Annotated in this window: 23 protein-coding genes, 1 tRNA gene, 1 rRNA gene and 3 pseudogenes; 14 read left to right on the top strand and 14 right to left on the bottom strand. The window is 57.3% G+C overall.

Annotated elements, in window-relative coordinates; all coding sequences use genetic code 11:
* The first annotated feature begins 233 nt into the window (after positions 1-233).
* Positions 234-560 (top strand): helix-turn-helix domain-containing protein, encoded by a 327-nt coding sequence (locus G1C94_RS06930; protein WP_172146783.1) that lies wholly within the window; start codon positions 234-236, stop codon positions 558-560.
* Positions 561-719: 159 nt separating this feature from the next.
* Here the strand turns inward: G1C94_RS06930 and G1C94_RS06925 are convergent, their stop codons facing one another.
* On the bottom strand, positions 720-2,579 hold the full coding sequence (locus tag G1C94_RS06925; RefSeq protein ID WP_172146781.1) for a serine/threonine-protein kinase: 1,860 nt from the start codon (positions 2,577-2,579) through the stop codon (positions 720-722).
* A gap of 75 nt (positions 2,580-2,654) precedes the next feature.
* Here G1C94_RS06925 and G1C94_RS06920 point away from each other — a divergent pair, with 75 nt between their 5' ends.
* Positions 2,655-2,801, top strand: coding sequence for a hypothetical protein (locus G1C94_RS06920; RefSeq protein WP_172146779.1), 147 nt, complete (start codon positions 2,655-2,657; stop codon positions 2,799-2,801).
* 278 nt (positions 2,802-3,079) lie between these two features.
* Here the strand turns inward: G1C94_RS06920 and metG are convergent, their stop codons facing one another.
* Positions 3,080-4,942 carry a methionine--tRNA ligase gene (gene metG / locus G1C94_RS06915; protein ID WP_172146777.1) on the bottom strand — a complete coding sequence of 621 codons (1,863 nt, stop codon included), beginning with the start codon at positions 4,940-4,942 and terminating at the stop codon, positions 3,080-3,082.
* Positions 4,943-5,159: 217 nt separating this feature from the next.
* On the opposite strand from metG, the gene G1C94_RS06910 reads away from it, so the two are divergent.
* Positions 5,160-5,789, top strand: a complete 630-nt coding sequence (locus tag G1C94_RS06910) for a hypothetical protein (protein ID WP_172146775.1) — start codon at positions 5,160-5,162, stop codon at positions 5,787-5,789.
* Positions 5,752-6,132, top strand: coding sequence for a variant leucine-rich repeat-containing protein (locus tag G1C94_RS07855; RefSeq protein WP_253902369.1), 381 nt, complete (start codon positions 5,752-5,754; stop codon positions 6,130-6,132). The genes G1C94_RS06910 and G1C94_RS07855 overlap by 38 nt, the downstream gene beginning before the upstream one ends.
* Before the next feature lie 50 nt (positions 6,133-6,182).
* Here G1C94_RS07855 and rsmI read toward each other — a convergent pair.
* From rsmI to G1C94_RS06880, 5 genes and pseudogenes are all read right to left on the bottom strand, one after another.
* Positions 6,183-7,121, bottom strand: a pseudogene (gene rsmI, locus G1C94_RS06900) (16S rRNA (cytidine(1402)-2'-O)-methyltransferase); the annotation flags it as partial.
* A 93-nt stretch (positions 7,122-7,214) separates the two neighbouring features.
* Entirely contained in the window at positions 7,215-7,586 is a 372-nt protein-coding gene (locus tag G1C94_RS06895) for a type II toxin-antitoxin system PemK/MazF family toxin (RefSeq protein ID WP_172146769.1), read from the bottom strand.
* Positions 7,583-7,834 (bottom strand): AbrB/MazE/SpoVT family DNA-binding domain-containing protein, encoded by a 252-nt coding sequence (locus tag G1C94_RS06890; RefSeq protein ID WP_172146766.1) that lies wholly within the window; start codon positions 7,832-7,834, stop codon positions 7,583-7,585. Before G1C94_RS06890 ends, G1C94_RS06895 begins: the two co-directional genes overlap by 4 nt.
* Positions 7,835-7,923: 89 nt before the next feature.
* On the bottom strand, positions 7,924-8,196 hold the full coding sequence (locus G1C94_RS06885; RefSeq protein ID WP_172146763.1) for a hypothetical protein: 273 nt from the start codon (positions 8,194-8,196) through the stop codon (positions 7,924-7,926).
* A 275-nt stretch (positions 8,197-8,471) separates the two neighbouring features.
* On the bottom strand, positions 8,472-9,290 hold the full coding sequence (locus G1C94_RS06880) for an acyltransferase family protein (protein WP_172146760.1): 819 nt from the start codon (positions 9,288-9,290) through the stop codon (positions 8,472-8,474).
* A gap of 242 nt (positions 9,291-9,532) precedes the next feature.
* Here G1C94_RS06880 and G1C94_RS07990 point away from each other — a divergent pair.
* The 4 genes and pseudogenes from G1C94_RS07990 to G1C94_RS06865 all read left to right on the top strand — a co-directional run.
* A pseudogene (locus G1C94_RS07990) lies at positions 9,533-9,649 on the top strand (helix-turn-helix domain-containing protein); the annotation flags it as partial.
* A 46-nt stretch (positions 9,650-9,695) separates the two neighbouring features.
* Positions 9,696-9,971: pseudogene (locus G1C94_RS06875) on the top strand (IS3 family transposase); the annotation flags it as partial.
* A gap of 319 nt (positions 9,972-10,290) precedes the next feature.
* Positions 10,291-10,569, top strand: coding sequence for a type II toxin-antitoxin system RelE/ParE family toxin (locus tag G1C94_RS06870; protein WP_301538554.1), 279 nt, complete (start codon positions 10,291-10,293; stop codon positions 10,567-10,569).
* A complete protein-coding gene (locus G1C94_RS06865) occupies positions 10,563-10,850 on the top strand; it encodes an addiction module antidote protein (protein WP_172146754.1) in 288 nt (95 codons plus the stop codon). Before G1C94_RS06870 ends, G1C94_RS06865 begins: the two co-directional genes overlap by 7 nt.
* A 155-nt stretch (positions 10,851-11,005) precedes the next feature.
* Here the strand turns inward: G1C94_RS06865 and G1C94_RS06860 are convergent, their stop codons facing one another.
* Positions 11,006-11,164, bottom strand: coding sequence for a hypothetical protein (locus G1C94_RS06860; RefSeq protein ID WP_172146751.1), 159 nt, complete (start codon positions 11,162-11,164; stop codon positions 11,006-11,008).
* A 190-nt stretch (positions 11,165-11,354) separates the two neighbouring features.
* Between G1C94_RS06860 and G1C94_RS06855 the strand changes: the two genes are divergently transcribed.
* Positions 11,355-11,609, top strand: a complete 255-nt coding sequence (locus G1C94_RS06855) for a hypothetical protein (RefSeq protein ID WP_172146749.1) — start codon at positions 11,355-11,357, stop codon at positions 11,607-11,609.
* A gap of 34 nt (positions 11,610-11,643) precedes the next feature.
* On the top strand, positions 11,644-11,967 hold the full coding sequence (locus G1C94_RS06850) for a hypothetical protein (protein WP_172146747.1): 324 nt from the start codon (positions 11,644-11,646) through the stop codon (positions 11,965-11,967).
* A gap of 72 nt (positions 11,968-12,039) precedes the next feature.
* Here G1C94_RS06850 and G1C94_RS06845 read toward each other — a convergent pair whose 3' ends face one another.
* Both G1C94_RS06845 and G1C94_RS06840 read right to left on the bottom strand, forming a co-directional pair.
* Complete coding sequence (locus G1C94_RS06845) at positions 12,040-12,360, bottom strand: type II toxin-antitoxin system YafQ family toxin (RefSeq protein WP_172146745.1); 321 nt, start codon at positions 12,358-12,360, stop codon at positions 12,040-12,042.
* Positions 12,357-12,593, bottom strand: coding sequence for a hypothetical protein (locus G1C94_RS06840; protein ID WP_172146737.1), 237 nt, complete (start codon positions 12,591-12,593; stop codon positions 12,357-12,359). Before G1C94_RS06840 ends, G1C94_RS06845 begins: the two co-directional genes overlap by 4 nt.
* A 182-nt stretch (positions 12,594-12,775) precedes the next feature.
* Between G1C94_RS06840 and G1C94_RS06835 the strand changes: the two genes are divergently transcribed.
* Positions 12,776-12,973, top strand: coding sequence for a hypothetical protein (locus G1C94_RS06835; RefSeq protein WP_172146735.1), 198 nt, complete (start codon positions 12,776-12,778; stop codon positions 12,971-12,973).
* A 536-nt stretch (positions 12,974-13,509) separates the two neighbouring features.
* Here the strand turns inward: G1C94_RS06835 and G1C94_RS06830 are convergent.
* From G1C94_RS06830 to G1C94_RS06820, 3 genes are all read right to left on the bottom strand, one after another.
* A tRNA-Ala gene (locus G1C94_RS06830) sits at positions 13,510-13,582 on the bottom strand.
* Positions 13,583-13,739: 157 nt separating this feature from the next.
* On the bottom strand, positions 13,740-14,714 hold the full coding sequence (locus tag G1C94_RS06825; protein ID WP_172146734.1) for a DUF5692 family protein: 975 nt from the start codon (positions 14,712-14,714) through the stop codon (positions 13,740-13,742).
* A 150-nt stretch (positions 14,715-14,864) separates the two neighbouring features.
* On the bottom strand, positions 14,865-15,434 hold the full coding sequence (locus tag G1C94_RS06820) for a M48 family metallopeptidase (RefSeq protein WP_172146733.1): 570 nt from the start codon (positions 15,432-15,434) through the stop codon (positions 14,865-14,867).
* A 131-nt stretch (positions 15,435-15,565) separates the two neighbouring features.
* Between G1C94_RS06820 and G1C94_RS06815 the strand changes: the two genes are divergently transcribed.
* Together G1C94_RS06815 and G1C94_RS06810 are read left to right on the top strand one after the other, a co-directional pair.
* Complete coding sequence (locus G1C94_RS06815) at positions 15,566-16,864, top strand: hemolysin family protein (protein WP_172146732.1); 1,299 nt, start codon at positions 15,566-15,568, stop codon at positions 16,862-16,864.
* A 197-nt stretch (positions 16,865-17,061) separates the two neighbouring features.
* A complete protein-coding gene (locus tag G1C94_RS06810) occupies positions 17,062-18,237 on the top strand; it encodes an ATP-binding protein (protein ID WP_172146730.1) in 1,176 nt (391 codons plus the stop codon).
* Positions 18,238-18,468: 231 nt separating this feature from the next.
* On the opposite strand, the gene G1C94_RS06805 is transcribed toward G1C94_RS06810, so the two are convergent.
* Positions 18,469-19,239, bottom strand: coding sequence for a Sir2 family NAD-dependent protein deacetylase (locus G1C94_RS06805; RefSeq protein ID WP_172146728.1), 771 nt, complete (start codon positions 19,237-19,239; stop codon positions 18,469-18,471).
* Positions 19,240-19,726: 487 nt separating this feature from the next.
* On the opposite strand from G1C94_RS06805, the gene G1C94_RS06800 reads away from it, so the two are divergent.
* A 16S ribosomal RNA gene (locus G1C94_RS06800) occupies positions 19,727-21,250 on the top strand.
* Positions 21,251-21,466: the final 216 nt, after the last annotated feature.

Here is a 21,466-nt window from a genome sequence, read left to right as displayed (position 1 = left end):
TCTCGGTATGGTGCTAACAATCGGATGGGCGGACACTGTGATTCGGGGTGTGTTGGAGTTCACCGGGCAGAGCCGCCGCGTCAGCGGAGCGCTCATGTTCGGTAGGACCATGTGAAGATGACGCATCCGGGGCCGACCGTCGGGTCGCGTGCAAGGACGCAGGAGCCATTCTGTCCACTGTGTCCATTCTGACCATTTCGTGGTAGAGTGGATGCGGTAGGAAGGGAACGGCCATGAACATCACAGCCGCGAAAGCAGGCGTGTCGGGCGTCGCGCAACTGTCCGATGGCAGGGGCAATGTAATCGAGTTGACGGCCGAGGAATATGAGCGTGCCCGCGAGGCTGTGCTGGACACGGCCGGGCGGGCGGCCGAACATATTACGACGGGTGAGGCGGCGAAGATTCTGGGGGTGTCGCGCAGAACCGTCATGCGCATGCTCGACGACGGGCTTATGCCGTATACCAGGCTGGGGAGCCAGTCGTATCGGTATATGAGGCTCAGTGATGTGCTGGAGTACAGGAAGCGCAGCGAGCACGAGCGTCGCGAATCCCTCGACTAGGTCCGTGAAATCATGGATTCCGTCGACGTGCCCGATGGCGCCTTCGCCGATTACATCAGGCAGTTCGGCTGATTGGGGCGCGGAGGCCGCGGGATTGCTGATGCCGTTACATGGCGGTCGGCTGGCATCGATACGTACGGCCTACCGGGCTGTGTGTTGTTAACGGGCAAATAAACGTCCGGCGCCGAGGCGCAACGTTGTTGCGTGCGGCCAGAAGGCGGTGAGCAACCATGACACCGCCGCCATGCAGGCGAGCGTCAGGCCCGTAATGGACAGCGGGCCGTCGGTGAGCCAGGGAATCGCGTGCGGCCAGATATCAATCGGCAATGGCGTCATCGCCCAGGGAAGCTGCAGTATCAACGCGGCCGTGACCACGGCAGCAATATCCACACACGCGAACAACAGCGCCCGCCCCAACGCCCATACCGCGGCCTTAACCAGATGCCACGGCAACGAAAGCAGGCGTAGCGCCGTATCCGTTCCCTTGCGTACGCCCCCACGCCGGCTTTCGCGTTCCAATTGTGATTCAATATTCGACCCGACTGTGAGCAGCAGCCAAAACAGCAGGGTGGCGACCAATACGCCCGCCACCGGATGCAGCAGAGCGGCCAGGGCCGGTATGGCTGCCAGCAACGCCAACGGCAGCGCGCCGCGCGTAAGGTATTGGCCGCGTTTGATGTCGGCGGGGTTTGGAGACGGAGGCTGCACCGGTTGTTGCGGTTGCTGCACCGGCTGTACCGGCAATTGCTGTACCGGCGACTGCACTGGCATTGGCTGTTGCGCCACTTCCCGCGCCGGTTGCACTGGTTGCGCCGGCTCCAACCGCGCCGGCAAGGCGGCGGGCAAAACAGTTGTCCCCGGAACATCCTTGGGACCAAGACGGTCGCTGGCAAGCGTCACCGTGCACTGTTCGGCGGGCACGGGCATCGCGGCCGCCGAGCCCTCACGGTTCCCGTCGGTCGAACTCAGCCAGATCGTGCGCGGGTCGTCGCTGTGCTGCGCTTGGGCCGGCAACGTCTGTTGCGATGGCTCGGATGGTTGCGCCGCTTGACCCGGCGACGATGGGTCAAAAGGGCGCACCACCTCTGTCTCGCTCGTGTTCGAGCTGGTGTTCGCGTCGGCGTTCGAGCCGGTGTCCGAAGATTGCCAGGCGAGAGGATTCAGCGCGTCCAAGGCAATGGCGTGAACGAGCTGATCGGGTGTGCATCGTTGGTGCGCATCCGGGTTCAACGCGCTACGGAACGCGGTGATCGTGTGCGGCGGCAAGCCGGCCAGATGCGCATTGCCCGCCGCGGCGCGCTCTAGCACCGCCATCATCGGCTTGGTGCCGAACACCGGTTTGCCGGTCGCGGCGAACGCCAGCACCGAAGCCGTCGACCACCAGTCCGTCTCCTCGCTGGATTCGGCGCCGTCGATGACTTCCGGGGCGATGAACCCTGGAGTGCCCATCACCAACCCGGTGCGGGTCACATGGCTTTCGTCCTCGCCCATGGCAATGCCGAAATCGACCAGCACCGGCCCCGTTGCCGACACCATCACATTCGTCGGCTTGATATCGCGGTGCACAATACCAGCCGCATGCACGGCTTTGACCGCGTCGATCAGTTTGCTGGCAAGCCGTTCCAAATCATTGCCCACATACGCGCCGTTGGTCTCGACGTCCTCTTTGAGGTTCTTGCCTTCGATGAGTTCGGTGACGATGAACGCCAGCGCATCGTCCAATTCCATATCAACGATGCCACACACCCCGGGATGGTGTATTTTCTGCAGCGCCAAGGCCTCACGGCGCAAGCGCTCGCGAGCCGTGACGTTTTCCTTAAGGCTCGGGTCCTGCTGGGCCGCCCGTCCGTCCCCCTCGTCGGACAGCGAATCGCGCAGAATCTTCATCGCGTAAATCTGCCCGCCGTCATCACGCACACGCCACACCGACCCCATGGCTCCGGTGCCGAGGCGCGAAACCAGCGTGTAGCCGCCCACCATCGCGCCAGCCTGAAGATTCAACGCACTCACATCGCTCATGCTTCCCCAGTGTAGACGTTAAACCGCCCTACACCGCATGAGTCACCATAGAAAATGGCTGCTTCGATATCCCTTATGACAGTAGCTATGAGCGGCGGTGATGTCAAAAATGCCGCATTTCAAAGTATGGTTTTTGTCAAAAATTCCACATTTCAAACCGGGCTATTTGTCAAAAATGCCGCATTTCAAACTGGCGTTTTTGTCAAAAATTCCGATATTTGAAGCTCTGGGTGGCATGTTCACAGTGTTTACGGAGCGGAAAAGATAAAGAGAAAAAGAGAAACCCGGCGGGAGAACCGCCGGGTGAGAGAGAAGAGAGAAGAAGGGTTCAGTTATGGGGTTCCTGTTAAGAAACCTCGTCTGCGGCTCAACCGCTGACATGTTCTATATAAACGCCATTTCCTTGGCGTAATGATACCCCTTCCTGAAAATCTTCTTGGCAATTTGTAACGAGTTTGTGATGCTATCGGTTTCGCCAGCCCTGTCAGCCTGTCAGCCCCTCAGCCCTCGAGCTTGGCTTTCTCGGCGGCGAGACGCTGTGCCTCGGCCTCGCGGCGGGCGGCCAGCGCTTCGTCGAAACGAGCCAGTTCCTCCTCGACGGCCTCGGGCGGAATCTTCGCGAAAATCGGCGTCGGCTTGGCCACAGGCGCGCCAACCTCGATGGGTTCGCTCCGCCAAGGGTGCACCGTCTCGCCCAACACATAATCGCCGGTGATGATCGGATAGGAGAAGTTCGGCTTGTCCAGATCCTCGACCTCTTCCAAGCGCGGCAACGGCGAGAAGGTGCCTTTGCCGCCCAGCGCTTCGAACACCTTCTGCGAAGCGTGCGGCAGGAACGGGGCGAGCAAGTGGTTCGCGTCCGAAACGGCTTGGGCCGCCACATGCAGCACCGTGCCCAGCCGCGCCTGATCATCCTTGATTTTCCAAGGTTCGGTGGCGGAGATGTATTTGTTGATCTCACCCACCACGCGCATCGCCTCAAGCAGCGCGGCCTTCTGATGGTGGCTGTCGATATAACCACCCACCGTGTCGAAAGCACCCGCCGTTTCGGCCAGCAGCGCGCGGTCTTCAGCGGTCATCGAAGCCTCGTCCAACGGCGGAATCTCACCGAAGTTCTTGGCGACAAGATTGGCCACGCGATTGACCAGATTGCCCCAGGATGCGGCCAGCTCCTCGTTGTTGTGACGCACGAACTCGGCCCAAGTGAAGTCGGAGTCGGAGCTTTCGGGGCCGGCGATGGAGATGTAATAGCGCACGGCGTCCACCGGGTAGCGCGCGAGGATGTCCTTGACATAAATCACGATGCCGCGCGAGGAGGAGAACTTCTTGCCCTCCATTGTCATGAACTCGCTTGCCACCACCTGCTCGGGCATGTTCAGCGGGCCATATTCGCCCGTCTCGCCGCCCTTGGAACCCTGGCCGTTGTAGGCGAGCATTTCGGAGGGCCAAATCTGCGAATGGAAGGTGATGTTGTCCTTACCCATGAAATAGTAGGCGGGGGCTTCGGGATTGTTCCACCATTCGCGCCACGCTTCGGGCTCGCCCTTGCGCCGTGCCCATTCGATGGAGGCCGACAGATAGCCAATCACCGCGTCGAACCACACATACAGCTTCTTGTTCGGGTTGTCGATCCAGCCGTCCACCGGCACCGGGATGCCCCAGTCGATGTCGCGCGTGATGGCGCGCGGCTTGACCTCCTTGAACAGACCCTTGGAGAAGTTGATGACGTTGGTGCGCCAGCCCTCGCGGGTATTGAGCCAGGCGAGGTTCGCCTCGGCCAGCGCCGGCAGGTCGAGGAAGAAATGCTCGGTCTGCTCGAAACGTGGGGTTTCGCCGTTGATTTTGGAGACGGGGTTGATCAGCTCGTCCGGGTCGAGCTCGTTGCCGCAGACGTCGCACTGGTCGCCGCGCGCGCCTTGCGTGTGGCAGATCGGGCATTCGCCCTCGATATAGCGGTCGGGCAATGTGCGGCCGGTCGAAGGTGAGATGGCCACCTGCTGGGTGCCCTTATAAATATAGCCATTGGCGAGGCACTGCTTGAACAGCTCCTGCACCACCTGCTCGTGATTGCCGGTGGTGGTGCGGGTGAACAGATCGTAGCTCAAGCCCAAATCGCACAAATCCTTGGCGATGACGCGATTGTAGCGATTCGCCAGCTCCTGGGCGCTCAGGCCCTCCTTCTCCGCCTCCACGAGAATGGGGGTGCCGTGTTCATCCGTGCCCGACACCATCAGCACGTCGTTGCCCTTCATGCGCTCGTAGCGCGCGTACACGTCCGACGGCACGCCAAAGCCGGCCACATGGCCGATGTGACGGGGGCCATTTGCGTACGGCCATGCGACATTCACCAGAATATGACTCATAAAGCCCGATTATCCGGCGCGGCGGGGACACCTGTGGATAACTATGGATAACCTCGAGGGCCTCCACAAAGCTCGGCAGAAAACGAAAATGACGCACAGACTTGTGCACATTTTTCCATGCCGCAGCCCGTTGCTTATCCACAAACTCACATTTTCCCAAGAGTCCGTAGCGCACGCTCGTCAGGAGGTATATGGTCTGACCATGGAAACTTCAACGATGATGACTCCCATAATTCCGCCCGTGCTGCACGAGCGCGACCTTCCCGGGCCCCTAAGCCTCAATCGGCTGGCGCGCATGGGCACGGTTCGTGTGCTTGATACCAGCAGCGGATATTGGTCCGAGCATGCCAACACCTTATATGGCCGCGCGCTTATCGTACAGGCGCTCATCCCCTTCCCCACCGCCGCGTGCGCACTCACCGCGCTATGGGTGTGGATGGGTGGTGATTTCCCCACCACACTGGATGTGCTGTCGAATTCGCATTACCGCACGATGCGGCACGGTCGGCGCGTTCGCGTCTTCTCGCGCAAAATCGCCAAGGTGCATATGACGACAATCGGGGATTTAAGCATCACCAGCCCGCAACGCACGGCTTGTGATATCGCTTCGATGTTCAGCGGACGGCCCGGCCCGACCACATTCGTCGATCAGATGGTCGATTTCATGCAGACGTACCATTTCAGCCCCGACGATTGCATACAGATTCTGAACGAGAACCCCTGCATGGCCACGGTGCCGCGCGCCCATGCCTTTTTCAACACCGTTCGTCTGTATTACAGCGAATGCAAAGAGGAAAGGACACCGGTCGATGAAGCGCAAAACCCGGCGGTTGCGCTCGCTCACTAGGGCTGGCCGTCTCGAACGGTTGGGCGGGATTGGCGCCGAGGCTGGTGCCGGTGCGGGTGCTGGCGCCGGGACGCGGGCGGCATCTCGCCGGCCCGAGCTGGACCCACCCTTGCCGCCACTGCTGCTGACGCCTTGTGTGGCCGCCGACCCTGACACCGATATGGAGGTGTTGTGGCATATCGCGCGCTATGTGCCCGACTTGAGGCGCTGGCTGGTGGTGAACCCCAAGGCCGACGCGCACTTGCTCGAATACATATCGCAGACGGGCGGGCCGGGTGTGCATCGTGCGTTGAAGGTGTTGCTTGATTCGCTGGATTCTCTGGATGCGTCCCGCGCCGATTGAAGCTCGGTTGAGACCCGGTTGAAGCGGTCCTTATTTATTATTGCCCCTATTTATTGTCCCTTGATGTCAAGCACCGCCGCATACACCTTCTTGCGGTTGGGCAGCGAACCGTCGGGCAGCGGATGCTCGTCCACCACCTGACCGATGGCCTCCTTGATGCGCAAGCCGTCTTCCAGCGCGCGGTCGATGGCGAGCACGGCCAGCTCCTCGATGGACAGGCTGTTCGGCGCAGCCTCGCTGGCCTCTTTGTCGGATGCGCCGCCGACCACCAGCACCATTTCGCCGCGAGGCGGGTCGGCTTGCACGCTGTTGCGGATGTCCACAATGGTGCCGCGCCGCACCTGTTCGTAATCCTTGGTCAGTTCGCGGCACAAAGCCATCGGGCGATTCGGGCCGAAGGCATCGAGCAGATCCTCCATCGATTCGGCGATGCGGTGCAGCGTTTCGTAGAACACCATCGTGCGGCGTTCGCCTTGCAGGGTTCTTAGGTATTGCGTGCGTTCGGAATGCTTGCGCGGCAGGAAGCCCTCGTAGCAGAAGCGGTCGGTGGGCAAGCCCGAGAGCGCCAGCGCATCGAGCACCGCGCTCGGCCCTGGCGCGCACGTGACGCTGAGCCCCCGCTCGATGGCTCGGCGCACAATCGCCAAGCCGGGGTCGTTGATGGTGGGCATGCCCGCGTCGGACACGACCAGCACCGTGGCGTCCTGCGATTCGACTTGGTCGAGCAGCCCGTCGGCCTTGTCGCGCTCGTTATGGTCGTGATAGGCGACGACCTTGCCGCCCACATGCACACCCAGCCGATTCGCCAGGTCGTACAGGCGGCGCGTGTCCTCCGCGGCCACGATGTCGGCGTGCGCCAGCAGTGTCTTGAGCCGTTCGGAGGCGTCCGCCACATTCCCGATCGGTGTGGCCGCCAGCACCACCATGCCCGCGCGCTCAATCATCCCATGCTCATCGCTCATGCTCCCAGTATCCCCGCGTTCAGGGACAGTACAAAACCCGCAAAAGAACTCAAGAAAAACCCGGAGCTAACGTTCAGATCAGCCGAAGCCCAATATGCCAATGAGGCGATATTCGATTTTCTACGCGAGGCTTTCGACGCGCATGGTCGGCTGCAGGAGGCAGCCTAATGTCATATCCGTGATGCGATTCATGGTTTCGTCATCAAGTTCGCCGACCACTTGCGCATGCCGCGAGGGGAGGTCCAGTGATTTGAGTTGTTCGACTTCTGCCCAGCCATGAATCTCCCCGCTGGTTTCAGTGGGGATGGTGCCGACGTCAATATGAAGAGGGTATTCGCGATTGCTGGTAATGGGAACTGTCATGGTCAAGTTGTTGAAGCGGTTGTACGCATCGTTGCTGACGACGATGACCGGCCTGCGTTTGCGCTGCTCATGCCCGGCTGCGGGATCGAGGTCGACCCACAGGATGTCGCCATAATGATAGGTGTTCATAGCAGTTCCCTGCCTTGAGGCGAGGCGAAGCCATCTTCCGAGGCTTGCGGGCCGTGGTAGTTTGCGAACATTGTCTGAAAGTCTGGGATGGTGATGGTGCGCGTGCGCTTTGGCGTCATGACGATGTTGCCGTCGCGCACTTGCACCTCGAGCCGGTCCCCAATGCTCATGCCCATGCTTTCCATGATGTCGCGGCTGATGCGGACCCCTTGCCCGTTACCCCATTTCACGAGTGTCGATGTGCCCATGACGGCTCCTCCCATAGATGTGTATACATTATATACACATAGATTGGTCAGTGCATTGTAGCATTTCGCTTTAGCTTGTTTACGTGACGTTATTTTCCCCACCAAGCCGTACTTCTGTAGTTTTTGTTGAATCCCGATTCGGCAAGCTTCAGCATTGCGAAACCGGGTGGGTCTTCTCGACAGGCTTCGACGAAATCAAACGAGAAGAGCAGATCACGGTAGATGCCCACATGCCTTCCTTTCTGTTTCCTGCTTTCACAGCCGAAAGTGGCGAATACTTCACGCATACCACAATCAGGGCAAGTATCGGTTGTTTCAGGAATGTGATGCCAAAGCTGCCTTTTTCTTTGGATGAAATCCATCTACTATGAATACAATTTTTTAAGCCAATTAAACCGCTCATAGTTAGATACTTTGTAAATCGCATACGCAACAGCAATGCTTACGCTAACTGTCAGGATAAATAAAAGACACGTTTTTTCAATGTCAAAACCAATTATGGTAAAAAATTTAATGATAAACCATTTTATCCACAAATGAATATAGAATATTAAGGAGCTTAATGTTCTAAGTGTTTTAAAAATAGTACTATTACTTGGAATTCGATAATTCACAATCAAGCCAAATGCAAACCACGTTAGAGGAACCAAAAAATATACATGTCCATAGCTCTTACAAAATCAAAGTATTTAAGAGCTAAGGCTTCAATAAACATCAGAAAATATGAAGCAAGAAAACCAATCAATGCGTTTCTTTGTGGCAATTTAAAGCCATAAAACGCAACAGTTGCCCCCATTCCGACAAATAAAAGCCCTTCAAATAATCCATCACGCGTTGTAAAGATTATCTTCTCTATAACCTCTAAAAAGTGCCATAGCTTAGGCGCATTGAACTGCAAGGGTTTAATGATGCCGAACCAACTTTGCGCAAGCAGTCCTACCATGTAAAAACAAAATGCTACTATAACTATTTTTCTAAGGCTTATTTTTCTTGATAAAAGGTATGATATAACGACAACAGAAAAAATCAATGCCGGAAAATACCATAATTGCGTATAACTGCCTTTAAACACAATTTCCCTGCAATAAGCAAGGACGCCGTGAATGATCCCCTCCTCATCCGCTTTTATAGCTTTGATTTTGAGAGGACAATAAATCAGTGTCCAGATAACGTATAGCCTTATCAATTTAGCAACATACAGTTTTGTTCGATCCAACGAAAATTTTTCTAACGATGATTTTCGGTATAATAAAAATCCAGACGAAACAAAGAAAAATGGTACCGCTATTCTTGCTAAGCACGCTCGAATCCCATAATTAAGCAATCGTAGCGTCTCGTTATCTGTTAAACCAAACGGAGGTACATGTATTGATACAACAAGTAGCGCACATATAAATTTTGCTAAATCAATAGCGTTATACTCTGTCTGTTTGTCTGTCAAAGTTTGATCTTTCATATCATACTGTCAACTCCTATTTTATTTTACGGGTTATAGGGGGGCTGTCTCGTTGGGTGTGTAATTGGTGTTTTTATTGTTGTTGTGTTTCTTCGCCCGGCCAGCGGCCAGCGGTCGGCGAAGGTGACGGCGAACGCGTTGCGCGCGGGTTTCCACCGTGTCGTCCATCGTATTTGCCCCCTGCCGGTGGGGGTTTCGGACGATTTTCTGGACATGTGGGGAAGCATGAAAGGAGATTGTTTATGTACAGTGGGGAGTTCAAGGCCAAAGCTCTGAGGGTCCTTGCGGAAAACAATGGGTCTTGCAGTAAGGCCGCGCGAAAGCTGGGTGTTGTCAGCGTCAGAACGCTTCGTCGTTGGAGGAGCGAGTCGGCCGGGCCTGTTCGAAGGAGGTATGCGCATCTGACGGCGGCCCGAATGGATCGAGATATGCAGAGAGAACGGAATCACCCGGTCGATGTCGAGGAAGGCATGTTCGCCGGACAACGCGGCCTGCGAGGGGTTCTTCGGGCGGCTCAAAAACGAGTTCTTCCACCACAGGATCTGGGAAGGCGTGACGTTCGAGGAGTTCAACGAAAGACTCGACGAATACATCCGCTACCACAACAAACGACGAAGAAAGAAATCCCTGGGCTGGAAAAGCCCGGAAGAATACCGACTATCTTTAGGATACGCAGCCTAAAGTGTCCAGAAAATCGTCCGGAACCCCCACATACCTGCGTTGTTCCCGTCAGCACGTGTGCGACATGATAAACGCGGGGCGGTTGAAAGCCTATAAGGTGGTGGGCATCGGTATGTCGATATGAGATCGCTTGCCCGCTTATTTCATTGAGGTGCAGGAAACTGGCGGCAAGTGTCCAAGCCACCGAGTTGATCCGAAGCGTCTTGGTTCTGGGCGTCGGGCAGGGACAGGGTAGTTGGCTAGTGGCCCACTTGCCTTATTGTATCTTGTGGGATACAATAAGTGGTGTGCAGATACTGAAAACCGACGAATACGATGCATGGTTCCGCCGATTGCGCGACACCAACGCCAAAGCCCGAATCAACGCAAGACTCAAACTGTGCGAGACAGCGGGCAACCCACTGTCGACCTGCACCCGGTAGGCGGTGGCGTAAGCGAACTCCGCTTCCACTTCGGTTCGGGGTATCGCGTCTACTTCGCTCAGAAAGGCGATACGCTCATGCTCCTGCTCGCCGGTGGAGACAAAAGCGGACAAAGCCGCGACGTCAAACGTGCGCAAAGAATGCTCGACCAACTCAGGAAGGACAAACAATGGTGAACATCGGCCGCTGGGATGCAAGCGAATACATCGACACCGAACAGGACGCAATCGCATACCTCAACGCCGCCGCAGAACTGAACGACCCCGCCCTACTGCAAGCGGCTATCGGCGACGTTGCCAAAGCGCGAGGCATGGGGCAGATCGCCAAAGAAGCCGGGGTCGGGCGCGAAAGCCTGTACAAGAGCCTCGACCGTTCCGGCAACCCCAGCTTCCGCACCATCGCCAAAGTCGTCGCGGCCTTGGGAGGGCGACTGGTCATCGAACCGGCGCAAGCCTAAACCTCTCAAACTCCAGATTGCTTACGAACGGTATATACGAAAGAAACGCCTGAATTTCCTCTTCCTACGGGAAAGACCCCTTATGCCGACCGCCGGAAAGCGCAGGATGAACGCACGACATGGAGCATATATCATCCCAATAGTCTTCGGTTAGATCATGCCATCGTAATTCGCGTTCGCTCACTACGAAAATCCTCAGACCTCTTGAGGCGGGCATCAAAGGCAATTTTGGAGATTCGCTTATCGCGTTCCGTCCAAAGACCGTACACCTGGCGCATCTTCTTGATTTCTTCGGCAGTAGGTTTCCTTGCCATGACCCCTCCTTCCACTTCGCAGGTTGCATCTCCACTATGTGTCCTGATAGGGACTTTCCTATTCGTGCGCTGAAGGGGGTGCCCTCGTCCCAAAAGTTATAAATGCACCGACCTTTGGTTTTCTTTCCGCTAAAGTCCCAACCTATGAGCTGGCTTTTATTTAGTCCTATTATCTGGTACTATATTCTTCATGTTTGATTGCGAGGACTCAGCCTATGAACACTGGTTCACCCGCCCGCAGATCGATTACGTGATCGGGCACCCGGTGGCCGTCTTCGAGGTCGAGTCCAGAGTGAAAGGCGATCGCGCCATGGCGTTTCTCGGCTATGCGGACGAGTACAGGGAGCGTCGCGTGGAGGTGCTGGTGTCCCAGCGCACGCGCAAGGCGTTTCATGCTATGGAATGCCGCCCGGAATGGTTGCACTACTTCGATGAGGCCGAATAAAGGTATAAGACTTACATAGTAAGGAGAAACGAAAATGACACAGAAAATCGACTGGTTTGAACTCTCAGATTCCTACGCCAGAGAAACCCCTCAGATTATAGGTGAGGTCATCCGCCCCACCCATCCAATCACAGTTGGCGACTTGGACGATATTTTCGCCGGAAGGCCGCTCTCTGATGCGCCACGTGCAAAGGCTTCAGTCATGCGCAAAACCTACCTGACCCCCGAGATGGCCGACAAAGCCGACAAGCAGGCGAAAGAAGAGCATCTCAGCGGAGCCGCCCTGATCCGCAAGGCATTGGCGGCCTACCTGGCCGACCCATCCGGGCAATCCGCACGCATCCCGCAATCCGCCTAAATACGAAAACGCCGCCAAACCCGGAACCACGCTCATGGGAGCCAATCGAGGCATCTTGGTTCTGGGCGTCGGCTAGCGGGGCCATTCGTTTCCGCATTTGCCCTCGCGCAGTTCCTCATGCGTGCAGACGTGGAGCACGCGCACGAAATCCTGCGGTTTGGGCGGGTAATACAGCACGAGCACGTCATCCATGAAATGAAACTCCATGCACCCGCTGTATGGTTCGCGCGGATTGTCCAGCACATGCGGCGCGTAGCCGTCGGGAACACGGCCGTGTGCCGCCAGTTCGTCGTGCAGGAGATCGATAAGCTCGGCGGCATACGATGGCCGCCATCTCGCCAGTCGTTTGAGGTCGCGTTTCGCCTCGCTGGAAAACCCTACGGCCACGCTCACTCGGCGGCGCCCCCAAGAATGTTGGTGCGGAAGGCATCCCAATCGTTCTCGGTGCGCAATACGGTGTCGTCCGGTTGCGGCGTGGAACTCAGATGGTCGGGCTTCGTGCGGCCTTGCAGGAACTTGACGAGCTCCTGATAAATCGAGCTGCCCTCACGGTGCGCAACCGCATCAGCGGCGACGTAATCGTCATAATCGAACCCGACCATGACCTGCTGAGTGCCCATGCTCATCATCACACCTCCGATACTGAAAAAGGCGATTCCCTAAAGAGCCACATTACCAAACCCAGATTGGAAAGCCGTCAGAGAAAGCCGTATCCTTTTGTTCACGTGCATTGTTCAAATGTCCTTGTCGCTTTTGCTCAGATGACTGCGGTCAAGTTCGGCGAGAGCGCATGAAAGGGGGGCGGGGCATGATCACCAGTGGAATGGGCATCAGGCCGATGCCTTCGTATGTGCCGCCTGCGGACGGCAAGCCGCGTGACATGGTGGATGCCAAGTGGATGGCCTTGGCAAGGGCCGCTTCCAAAAGGAACGAACGGCGCACGCGCGGGAAAGCCGGGGCCGATGCGCTTCAGAATGATTCCACGACGCCATTTTTGTGTACCTAAAAGTGTATTCGACGCACTTGCGCATGTTTTTGTATCCAGTGGGTAAGGAATCCCAGTTAGTGCGTAATCTGCACCAGCTCAAAACAGCAGCTTGCAGGCCTATAGGAACCAAACGTGGTGCTTTAGGATTCGTTTTACCGGGTTAGCGGACGTGGTCTTTGCGGATGTAAAAGCCGGGTTCGTTGGTCGGATTGTCGTGGTTGTTGGCTTGGATGCCGGTGTCATAGGGGTTGTCGGGCTTGCCGTTCTTCTTCATCGGGCTGTCGCACACCGCAAAAGCGAAGCCCCCATAAAAACCCCGTTTTAATGGAGCCCTCCATTAAAACCAGCCCGACACGCCTACTCCCGCAAGGCCTCACCCGAAACTTAAGCACCACGTTTGGTTCCTATAAGCCCCCGTTTCACCACCCGAAATGTTGATTTCGGTTGACACCGGTTGACACCGGGAGTTTGCCGGCAAAGTGCCTTAAACGTTGCGATTCCTGGGTTTTCGGCATGAAAAAAGGGCTTTCGGATTTCTCCGAAAACCCTGCCGGTGGAGCTGATGGTAGTCGAAACCACGACCTCTTCGATGCGAACGAAGCGCTCTACCAACTGAGCTACAGCCCCGTGGATGTTGTTCTGCTACGCAGGACAACTCGCCCCACTTTAATACGACCCCTGTTCAAATGCAAAACATACCGCCACGGCATGTTGCGCTCGAACAGGGGTCGCATAGAACCATAATGCCGGCTGCTCGGCAGCACTGGCTATTCGGCAGCGTCAACTACTCAGCGCGAGCCATAGCCTGCTCGTAGTCCTTCGTGCCCTTGAACACTTCATTGAGCCACGGGTTCACATGCTGCTTCTTCGCGCGGTACATGATGTAGCCGAACGCGAGCACGTTGGCCACGAGCGCCAGAATCGAAACCGTGAGGTTCACGTTCGGATTGTTCACCGACTGAACTGAGAACTTCGAGTAGTCCTGGAACATCGGGAACACCTGCGCGAACATGCACCACATCGCGAGCGTGTTGGCGCGGTTCTGAATCCAGCCGCCCTTGTTCCAGAAGAAGTTCGCCACGGTGGGTGCGAGCAGCAGCGCCAGGCCGCAATACCAGGAGTGGGTGGGCAGGCAGTTGTAGGTGTAGCAGAAATTCCAAATGTCGTAAGCCACGATGAACACCCAGGTCATGTCGGGCCAGAGCATATCCTGCTTCTTCTTCGACACGTAGATGCCGAACCAGCCGGTCATGCAGGCGATGTTGATCAGGCCCGCCACGCCGTTGAACACGTTGTGCCAGCCGCCCATCAGCGTCACGCCTTCGGTGGAGACCCACGTGGTGCCCCACGCGCGCACGGCGGATTCAAAGTCGGAGACGACGGCGATCAGAATGTTGATGGCCACGATCACGAACGGGAAGCACTTGAACCATTCGGATTTGCCGATGGAGCCCCACTTGTATTTGAGCGCCATGAAGCCGATGCACCCGGCGGTGGCGGCATAGAGTTTGGCGTAGTGGAACCAGCTGGTCATGTGCACGTAGGTGGGGTTGTTGATCGCCCAGCTCGCGCCGCTGGCCGCCGCCACGTAGATGGTGATGAAATAGACGGTCAGGATGGCCGGCACCACGATGAACGCGACGATGCCGCCGGTTCGGGTGCGGCGCGCCAGTTCGTTGGCACCGATCAGACAGCAGAATACGAGGATCCATCCGATCCACTGGTAGACGGCGTTGTCGCCGTAGACCTGAAACAGCATGAGCTTTCTTCTTTCTCAATGTGTGGCCGAGTCTCTTCCGCGCGAGAAATGATTCGCCGTTGGATCGTGACTCGACACGTTGGTTTGGCATGCTTTTCGACAGCATGTCTATTTAGCACAACTCACTCTAGACCCATTGTTGGCATCATGTCAATCGTTGGTATAACGCACGTTCTGCCGGCTGAGTTCGCGCCGCAACTGCTTCCAGTTCGGCAGATAGACGCTCATGCGCCGCTGGAATCCCGCGCCGTGGCCGCGTTCCCACAGGTGGGTCAGCTCATGCACCAACACATATTCCAAAAACCGCTCATCCATCAACCCCAGTTGCAGATTCAGCCGAATGCGGCCCGTGCGCGGCGTGCACGAACCCCAGCGCGAAGTCATGGCGCGCAAGGTGATGTGCGTGGGTGACTTGCCGACTATCGGCTCCCATCGCGCCAGCAACGAGGGCAGGGCGGCGTTGATGTTGGCGGCGGCTTGCCGGCGCAACTCGTCGGTCCAGACTGTTGCCTGAGTGGGGTCTTGGGGTCCGTTTGCCCTGATTTTGCTTTGGTTGGCCTCGATCCACGCGCGTCTGGCGCGCACGAACGCGGCGATGTCCCCATCGCGCACGCGCTTCGGCGCGGAAATCACCACGCTTCCGCTCGGCGGCTTGACGCGCAAGTACATATTCTTGATGGGCTTGCGCACCACCTGCACCTCAAGGCCGTCGACGTTCATGGCGCCATTTTCTCCCCAACGTTGAACAAGCTGCGTTTGGCGTGCCAATAGTGCGCCAATAGTGCGCTAATGGCGTGCCAATAGTGTGCCAATGACGCGCCAATGACATGCCAAAACGATACAGTGGGAATATGTCATTTGGCTTGAACATCCTGTTGATTTTTATCTTCCTGCTTCTCGGTTCCGTATTCGCCGGAACCGAGCTGGCGCTGGTGAGCCTGCGCGGTTCGCAGATCGACCGGATGGAACTGGAGGACGCCCGCGGCGCGCGCGTGGCGAAAATCGCGCGCGACCCGAACACCTTCCTGTCCAGCGTGCAAATCGGCGTGACGCTGTCCGGCTTCCTGTCCGCCTCGTTCGGTGAATCCTCGATTTCGCCCTTCATCGTGCCCGTGGTGGTGGGCTGGGGCGTGCCGCAGAACGTGGCCGCGCCGATCACCACCATCGTCGTGACGCTCGTGATCTCCTATTGCTCCATCGTGATTTCGGAGCTGGTGCCCAAGCGCATCGCCATGCAGCGCAACGAGGCCATCGCCCGCGCGGTGGTGCCGGCCATCGATGTGTTCTCCAAGGTATGCCGTCCGCTGATTTGGCTGATTGGCAAGAACACCAACGGTATTGTTCGTCTGCTCGGCTTCGACCCGAACGAAACCGAATCCGAGGTCTCCGACGACGAGTTGCGCGTGCTGGTCAACTCCAACTCCAACCTGAGCAAGGACGAGCGCACGATTCTCGACGATGTGTTCGACGCTTCCGAGACGATTGTGGCCGAGGTGATGCGCCCGCGCGCCGACGTGGTGTTCATCGACGGCAACCTGTCGCTTGAAGAAGCCGCGGCGTTCGTGCGCGATCAGCCGTATTCGCGCTACCCGGTGACCGGCAAGGATTTCGATGACGTACTCGGTTTCGTGCATGTGCGCGACCTGCTGGACGTGCGCGATCCGAACGCGAAAACCGTGGCCGATGTGGTGCGTGAGGGCATCTCGCTGCCCGGCACGTCCAAACTACTGCCGAGCCTGGAGCTGTTGCGCAAGCGCGGCATCCACCTGGCCGTCGTCATCGACGAATACGGCGGCACGGATGGCATTGTCACGCTCGAAGACATGACCGAAGAGCTGGTGGGCGACATCCGCGACGAATACGACTTGCCCGAGGAGAAGGGCGGCGAGCGCACGCAACGCAACAGCGTCTTCGTCAACGGCGTGGCCTCCATCGAAGGCGGCACCACGCTTGAGGACTTCGAGGATCTGACGGGCATCGAGCTGGAGGACGGCCCTTACGAGACGGTGGCCGGCTATTTCCTGGCGCACACCGGCAAGATGGGCGAGGTCGGCGACGTGCTGCATTCGGACGAAGGCTACGACATGACCGCCACCAAGATCGACGGCCGCCGCATCGAAACCATCGAGGTGCGCAAGGCCGACGCATAGTCTAGCGCTGATTGGTGAGGGTGCTGAACGCAATAATATCCGCCTCTATACAATACGCTCTCATGCCTTGCAATTATTGCCTTTTCTCACCATCCACTCCACGATTATCATAAGTTTCACTCCACGATTATCATAAGTCTGACTCCACGATTATCATAAGTTTCACTCCACGATTGTCATACAGGATGGAAGACGAAATGATCCCTCGCGAAGTCTCGCCGCTGTTGCGGAACATGAGCCGGTGGTTCCCGGTGCTCTCCGTCACCGGCCCGAGGCAAAGCGGCAAATCGACCATATTGAAAGATCAATTCCCGGACTACGAATATCTCAATCTGGAAACCCGCAACCTGCGCATAAGCGCCCAAGAGGATCCGGTCGGCTTCATTCATGGGCGCGGGGAGCACCTCTTCATCGACGAGGCGCAGTACGCACCCGAAATATTCGCCGAGATACAGGCCGCCTCGGACGAGCGCGGAAGCATGGGGCAGTATGTGCTTTCCGGCTCGCAGAACTTCCTGTTGCTGCATCGCATCGACGAATCGCTGGCCGGGCGGGTCGGCGTCGTGCAGCTTCTTCCGCTCAGTTACGCTGAGGCAAGCACCGCCGAGACCAACATCAACCTGGACGATTTCATGTTCCGTGGCGGCTACCCGCATCTCTACGAGGTGGATATGCCGCCGAACCTGTATTTCCGCAGTTACATCACCACATACGTTCAGCGCGACGTGTCCGGCTTGGTCAGCCCCGAGAACCTGACGGCTTTCCGCACGTTTCTGCGCCTGTGCGCGCACAGTGCGGGGCAGCTGCTCAATATCGCCCATCTGGCCGCCGAAGCGGGCATCACCTACAAAACGGCGAAAGCCTGGCTGTCGCTTCTGGAATCAAGCTATATCCTCTTTCTTTTGCCGCCCTATGCTTCAAACGCGCGCAAGCGACTGACGAAAACCCCGAAGCTGTATTTCCATGACACCGGGCTGTTGAGCTATCTGCTGGGCCTGACCAGCGTGGAGCGTCTGCTGGAAAGCGACAGGCGCGGTGACGTGTTCGAGAACCTGATTATTGAGGAGACGCTGAAGCGGCACTTGAATGCGGGGGTGGAGCCGCAGCTGTGTTTCTATCGCGACAGCAACGGCGTGGAGGTGGACTTGGTTGATATGTCCGATCCGCAAAAGACGACGCTTATCGAAATCAAGTCCGGTCAGACCGCTCGCGGCACGTTCGCGAGGCATCTGTCCACTGTTGGCAACGAGCTTGGCGTCGCGCCGCAACGTCGATATGTCGTGTATCGCGGCGGGGAGGAGTTTGCCTCGCGTGACGCCGTCTTTCTGCCCGCGCAGCACTATCTTTCCGGCGGAGAGCCGCGCGAAGCGTAAGTAAAAGTAAGGGGGCGGGCCGTGCGGGGCGATCGTCGAATCCGCTCGGCCGCCGACGCACTTATATATAGTCATATAGTCGCCATATATAGGCGTGCTTATCTGCTGTCTATATATAGTCACCTATCTATCAGGCAGTTCGATCAGAACATTTCTCTATTAGACAGTCCCAATTGTCTATTCTGCAATCGTCTATTCTGCCTATTCTGTTTCTGTCTATCGCGACTCTGCCTATTCACCACCCGATTCACCACCCGCAATCGTCTCCTCAACCAGCGCCGGCAGTGCGGCGGCGATGTCCTCGCGGATGAGCCGCGTAGCCAAGCGGTCGTATTGCGTGCGCCCCATATTCATAATGGTGATCGGCACCCCGGCCTGCGCGGCCACCGGCACGATGCTGGCCGCCGGCATCACCTCCAAAGTCGAGCCGACCACCCACAGCTCATCGGCGGTGCTCGCCAGCCGATACGATTTCTCAATCGCCCCGTCCGGCAGCGCCTCGCCGAAATACACCACATCCGTCTTGATCATGCCGCCGCATGGCATATCGCCGCTATAAGGCAGCGCGCGATGGCAGCGCGGGTCCGGCTCGTCGTCCAGCCGCGCCATGATTTCGGCCGTGCTGTATTGCTGGTGGCATTTCATACAGTGCGAGGTGCCGATGGTGCCGTGCAGGTTCACGATCACCTCGGGGCTGTTGCCGGCCTTCTCGTGCAGCGCGTCGAAGTTCTGCGTGGCCAGGAGCGTCAGCATGCCCGCCTGCTCCAGTTTGACCAGCGCCCGATGCGCCGCGCCCGGCTCGGCGTTCCACACCGGCGACTCCTTCTGCCAGCGCCAGGAGTATTCGCGCTCCTCCTTGTTGGCCATGAATGCGTCGATGTCATAGACACTCATCTGCTCGGGGTGCTTCGTCCACACGCCTTCCGGCCCGCGAAAGTCGGGGATGCCCGCGGAGGTGGAGATGCCCGCGCCTGTCAGTACTGCGATTTTTTTCTTGCTCATGCTCCCAGCCTACGCCCTGTCCGGCAGGTTCCCACCCTGGTCTTCCTCATGCGACACGCCGATGAAGGGGGATTTTTTGATTATCGCGACCTGCAAAAATCAGGAGTATCCTGATTAAAACGGCCTAAAACGCCCTTTTGCGACACGCCGAAGGAACCGCTTCATTTCAACGGTTTCTGGCTCTTCTGTGCCCTCCGATTTGCGCAAGTCGGCAACCCTGTGTAAGTTTATCTCTTGCTGCTCAGCACGGAGGACTTCTCCTCCTGAGAAAACTCCTTCGAGTTGGTGCGGTGGTGGTTTGAGAACTCAAGAGCGTGTTTGTACTACTTTTTATAGTCAATAATTGCCAGTTCATTGGTCGCCTGCTTCGGCAGGTCCGCTAGCGCGGTTAAAGATCGGTGAGGTTTTTGTGCGAACGTCCTTCCTTATAGGACGTTCCGTCAATGAAATATATGAGAGTCATTTAATGGTTCTCTTCATGAAATTTTTTATGGAGGGTTCGATTCTGGCTCAGGATGAACGCTGGCGGCGTGCTTTACACATGCAAGTCGAACGGGATCAACTGGTGCTTGCACCGGTTGTGAGAGTGGCGAACGGGTGAGTAATGCGTGACCAACCTGCCCCATACACCGGAATAGCTCCTGGAAACGGGTGGTAATGCCGGATGCTCCACATGATCACATGTGATTGTGGGAAAGATTTATCGGTATGGGATGGGGTCGCGTCCTATCAGGTAGTTGGTGGGGTAATGGCCTACCAAGCCTACGACGGGTAGCCGGCCTGAGAGGGCGACCGGCCACATTGGGACTGAGATACGGCCCAGACTCCTACGGGAGGCAGCAGTGGGGAATATTGCACAATGGGCGCAAGCCTGATGCAGCGACGCCGCGTGCGGGATGACGGCCTTCGGGTTGTAAACCGCTTTTGTTAGGGAGCAAGCGCAAGTGAGTGTACCTTTCGAATAAGCACCGGCTAACTACGTGCCAGCAGCCGCGGTAATACGTAGGGTGCAAGCGTTATCCGGAATTATTGGGCGTAAAGAGCTCGTAGGCGGTTTGTCGCGTCTGGTGTGAAAGTCCATCGCTTAACGGTGGATCTGCGCCGGGTACGGGCAGGCTAGAGTGTGGTAGGGGAGACTGGAATTCCCGGTGTAACGGTGGAATGTGTAGATATCGGGAAGAACACCAATGGCGAAGGCAGGTCTCTGGGCCATTACTGACGCTGAGGAGCGAAAGCGTGGGGAGCGAACAGGATTAGATACCCTGGTAGTCCACGCCGTAAACGGTGGATGCTGGATGTGGGGCCCATTCCACGGGTTCCGTGTCGGAGCTAACGCGTTAAGCATCCCGCCTGGGGAGTACGGCCGCAAGGCTAAAACTCAAAGAAATTGACGGGGGCCCGCACAAGCGGCGGAGCATGCGGATTAATTCGATGCAACGCGAAGAACCTTACCTGGGCTTGACATGTTTCGGACAGCCCCAGAGATGGGGTCTCCCTTCGGGGCCGATTCACAGGTGGTGCATGGTCGTCGTCAGCTCGTGTCGTGAGATGTTGGGTTAAGTCCCGCAACGAGCGCAACCCTCGCCTCGTGTTGCCAGCGGATTATGCCGGGAACTCACGAGGGACCGCCGGGGTTAACTCGGAGGAAGGTGGGGATGACGTCAGATCATCATGCCCCTTACGTCCAGGGCTTCACGCATGCTACAATGGCCGGTACAACGGGATGCAACATGGCGACATGAAGCGGATCCCTTAAAACCGGTCTCAGTTCGGACTGGAGTCTGCAACCCGACTCCACGAAGGCGGAGTCGCTAGTAATCGCGAATCAGCAACGTCGCGGTGAATGCGTTCCCGGGCCTTGTACACACCGCCCGTCAAGTCATGAAAGTGGGTAGCACCCGAAGCCGGTGGCCTAACCTTTTGGAGGGAGCCGTCTAAGGTGAGACTCGTGATTGGGACTAAGTCGTAACAAGGTAGCCGTACCGGAAGGTGCGGCTGGATCACCTCCTTTCTACGGAGAATTCAGTCTGGTGTTTGCCAGACGGTGTGAACCACATGAATTCCGACAGTCGGAACTTTCAATGTGGATGCTGGTGTGGAAAAGATTATTGACTTGCAGTGCAGGCATGCCCTTGGGCTCCCGAATCGCCACCCCGTGGTTTTCCACGGTGCGATTCGCTGCCCATCAGTGACGCCGTTGAGCTTATTGAAGTTCCGGTGGTCGTTG

The sequence above is a fragment of the Bifidobacterium panos genome (assembly GCF_012932445.1).
In the GTDB taxonomy this organism is placed as follows: domain Bacteria; phylum Actinomycetota; class Actinomycetes; order Actinomycetales; family Bifidobacteriaceae; genus Bifidobacterium; species Bifidobacterium panos.
The sequence above is the reverse complement of the archived record's forward strand: the minus strand, read 5'-3'. Positions and strand labels throughout refer to the sequence as shown.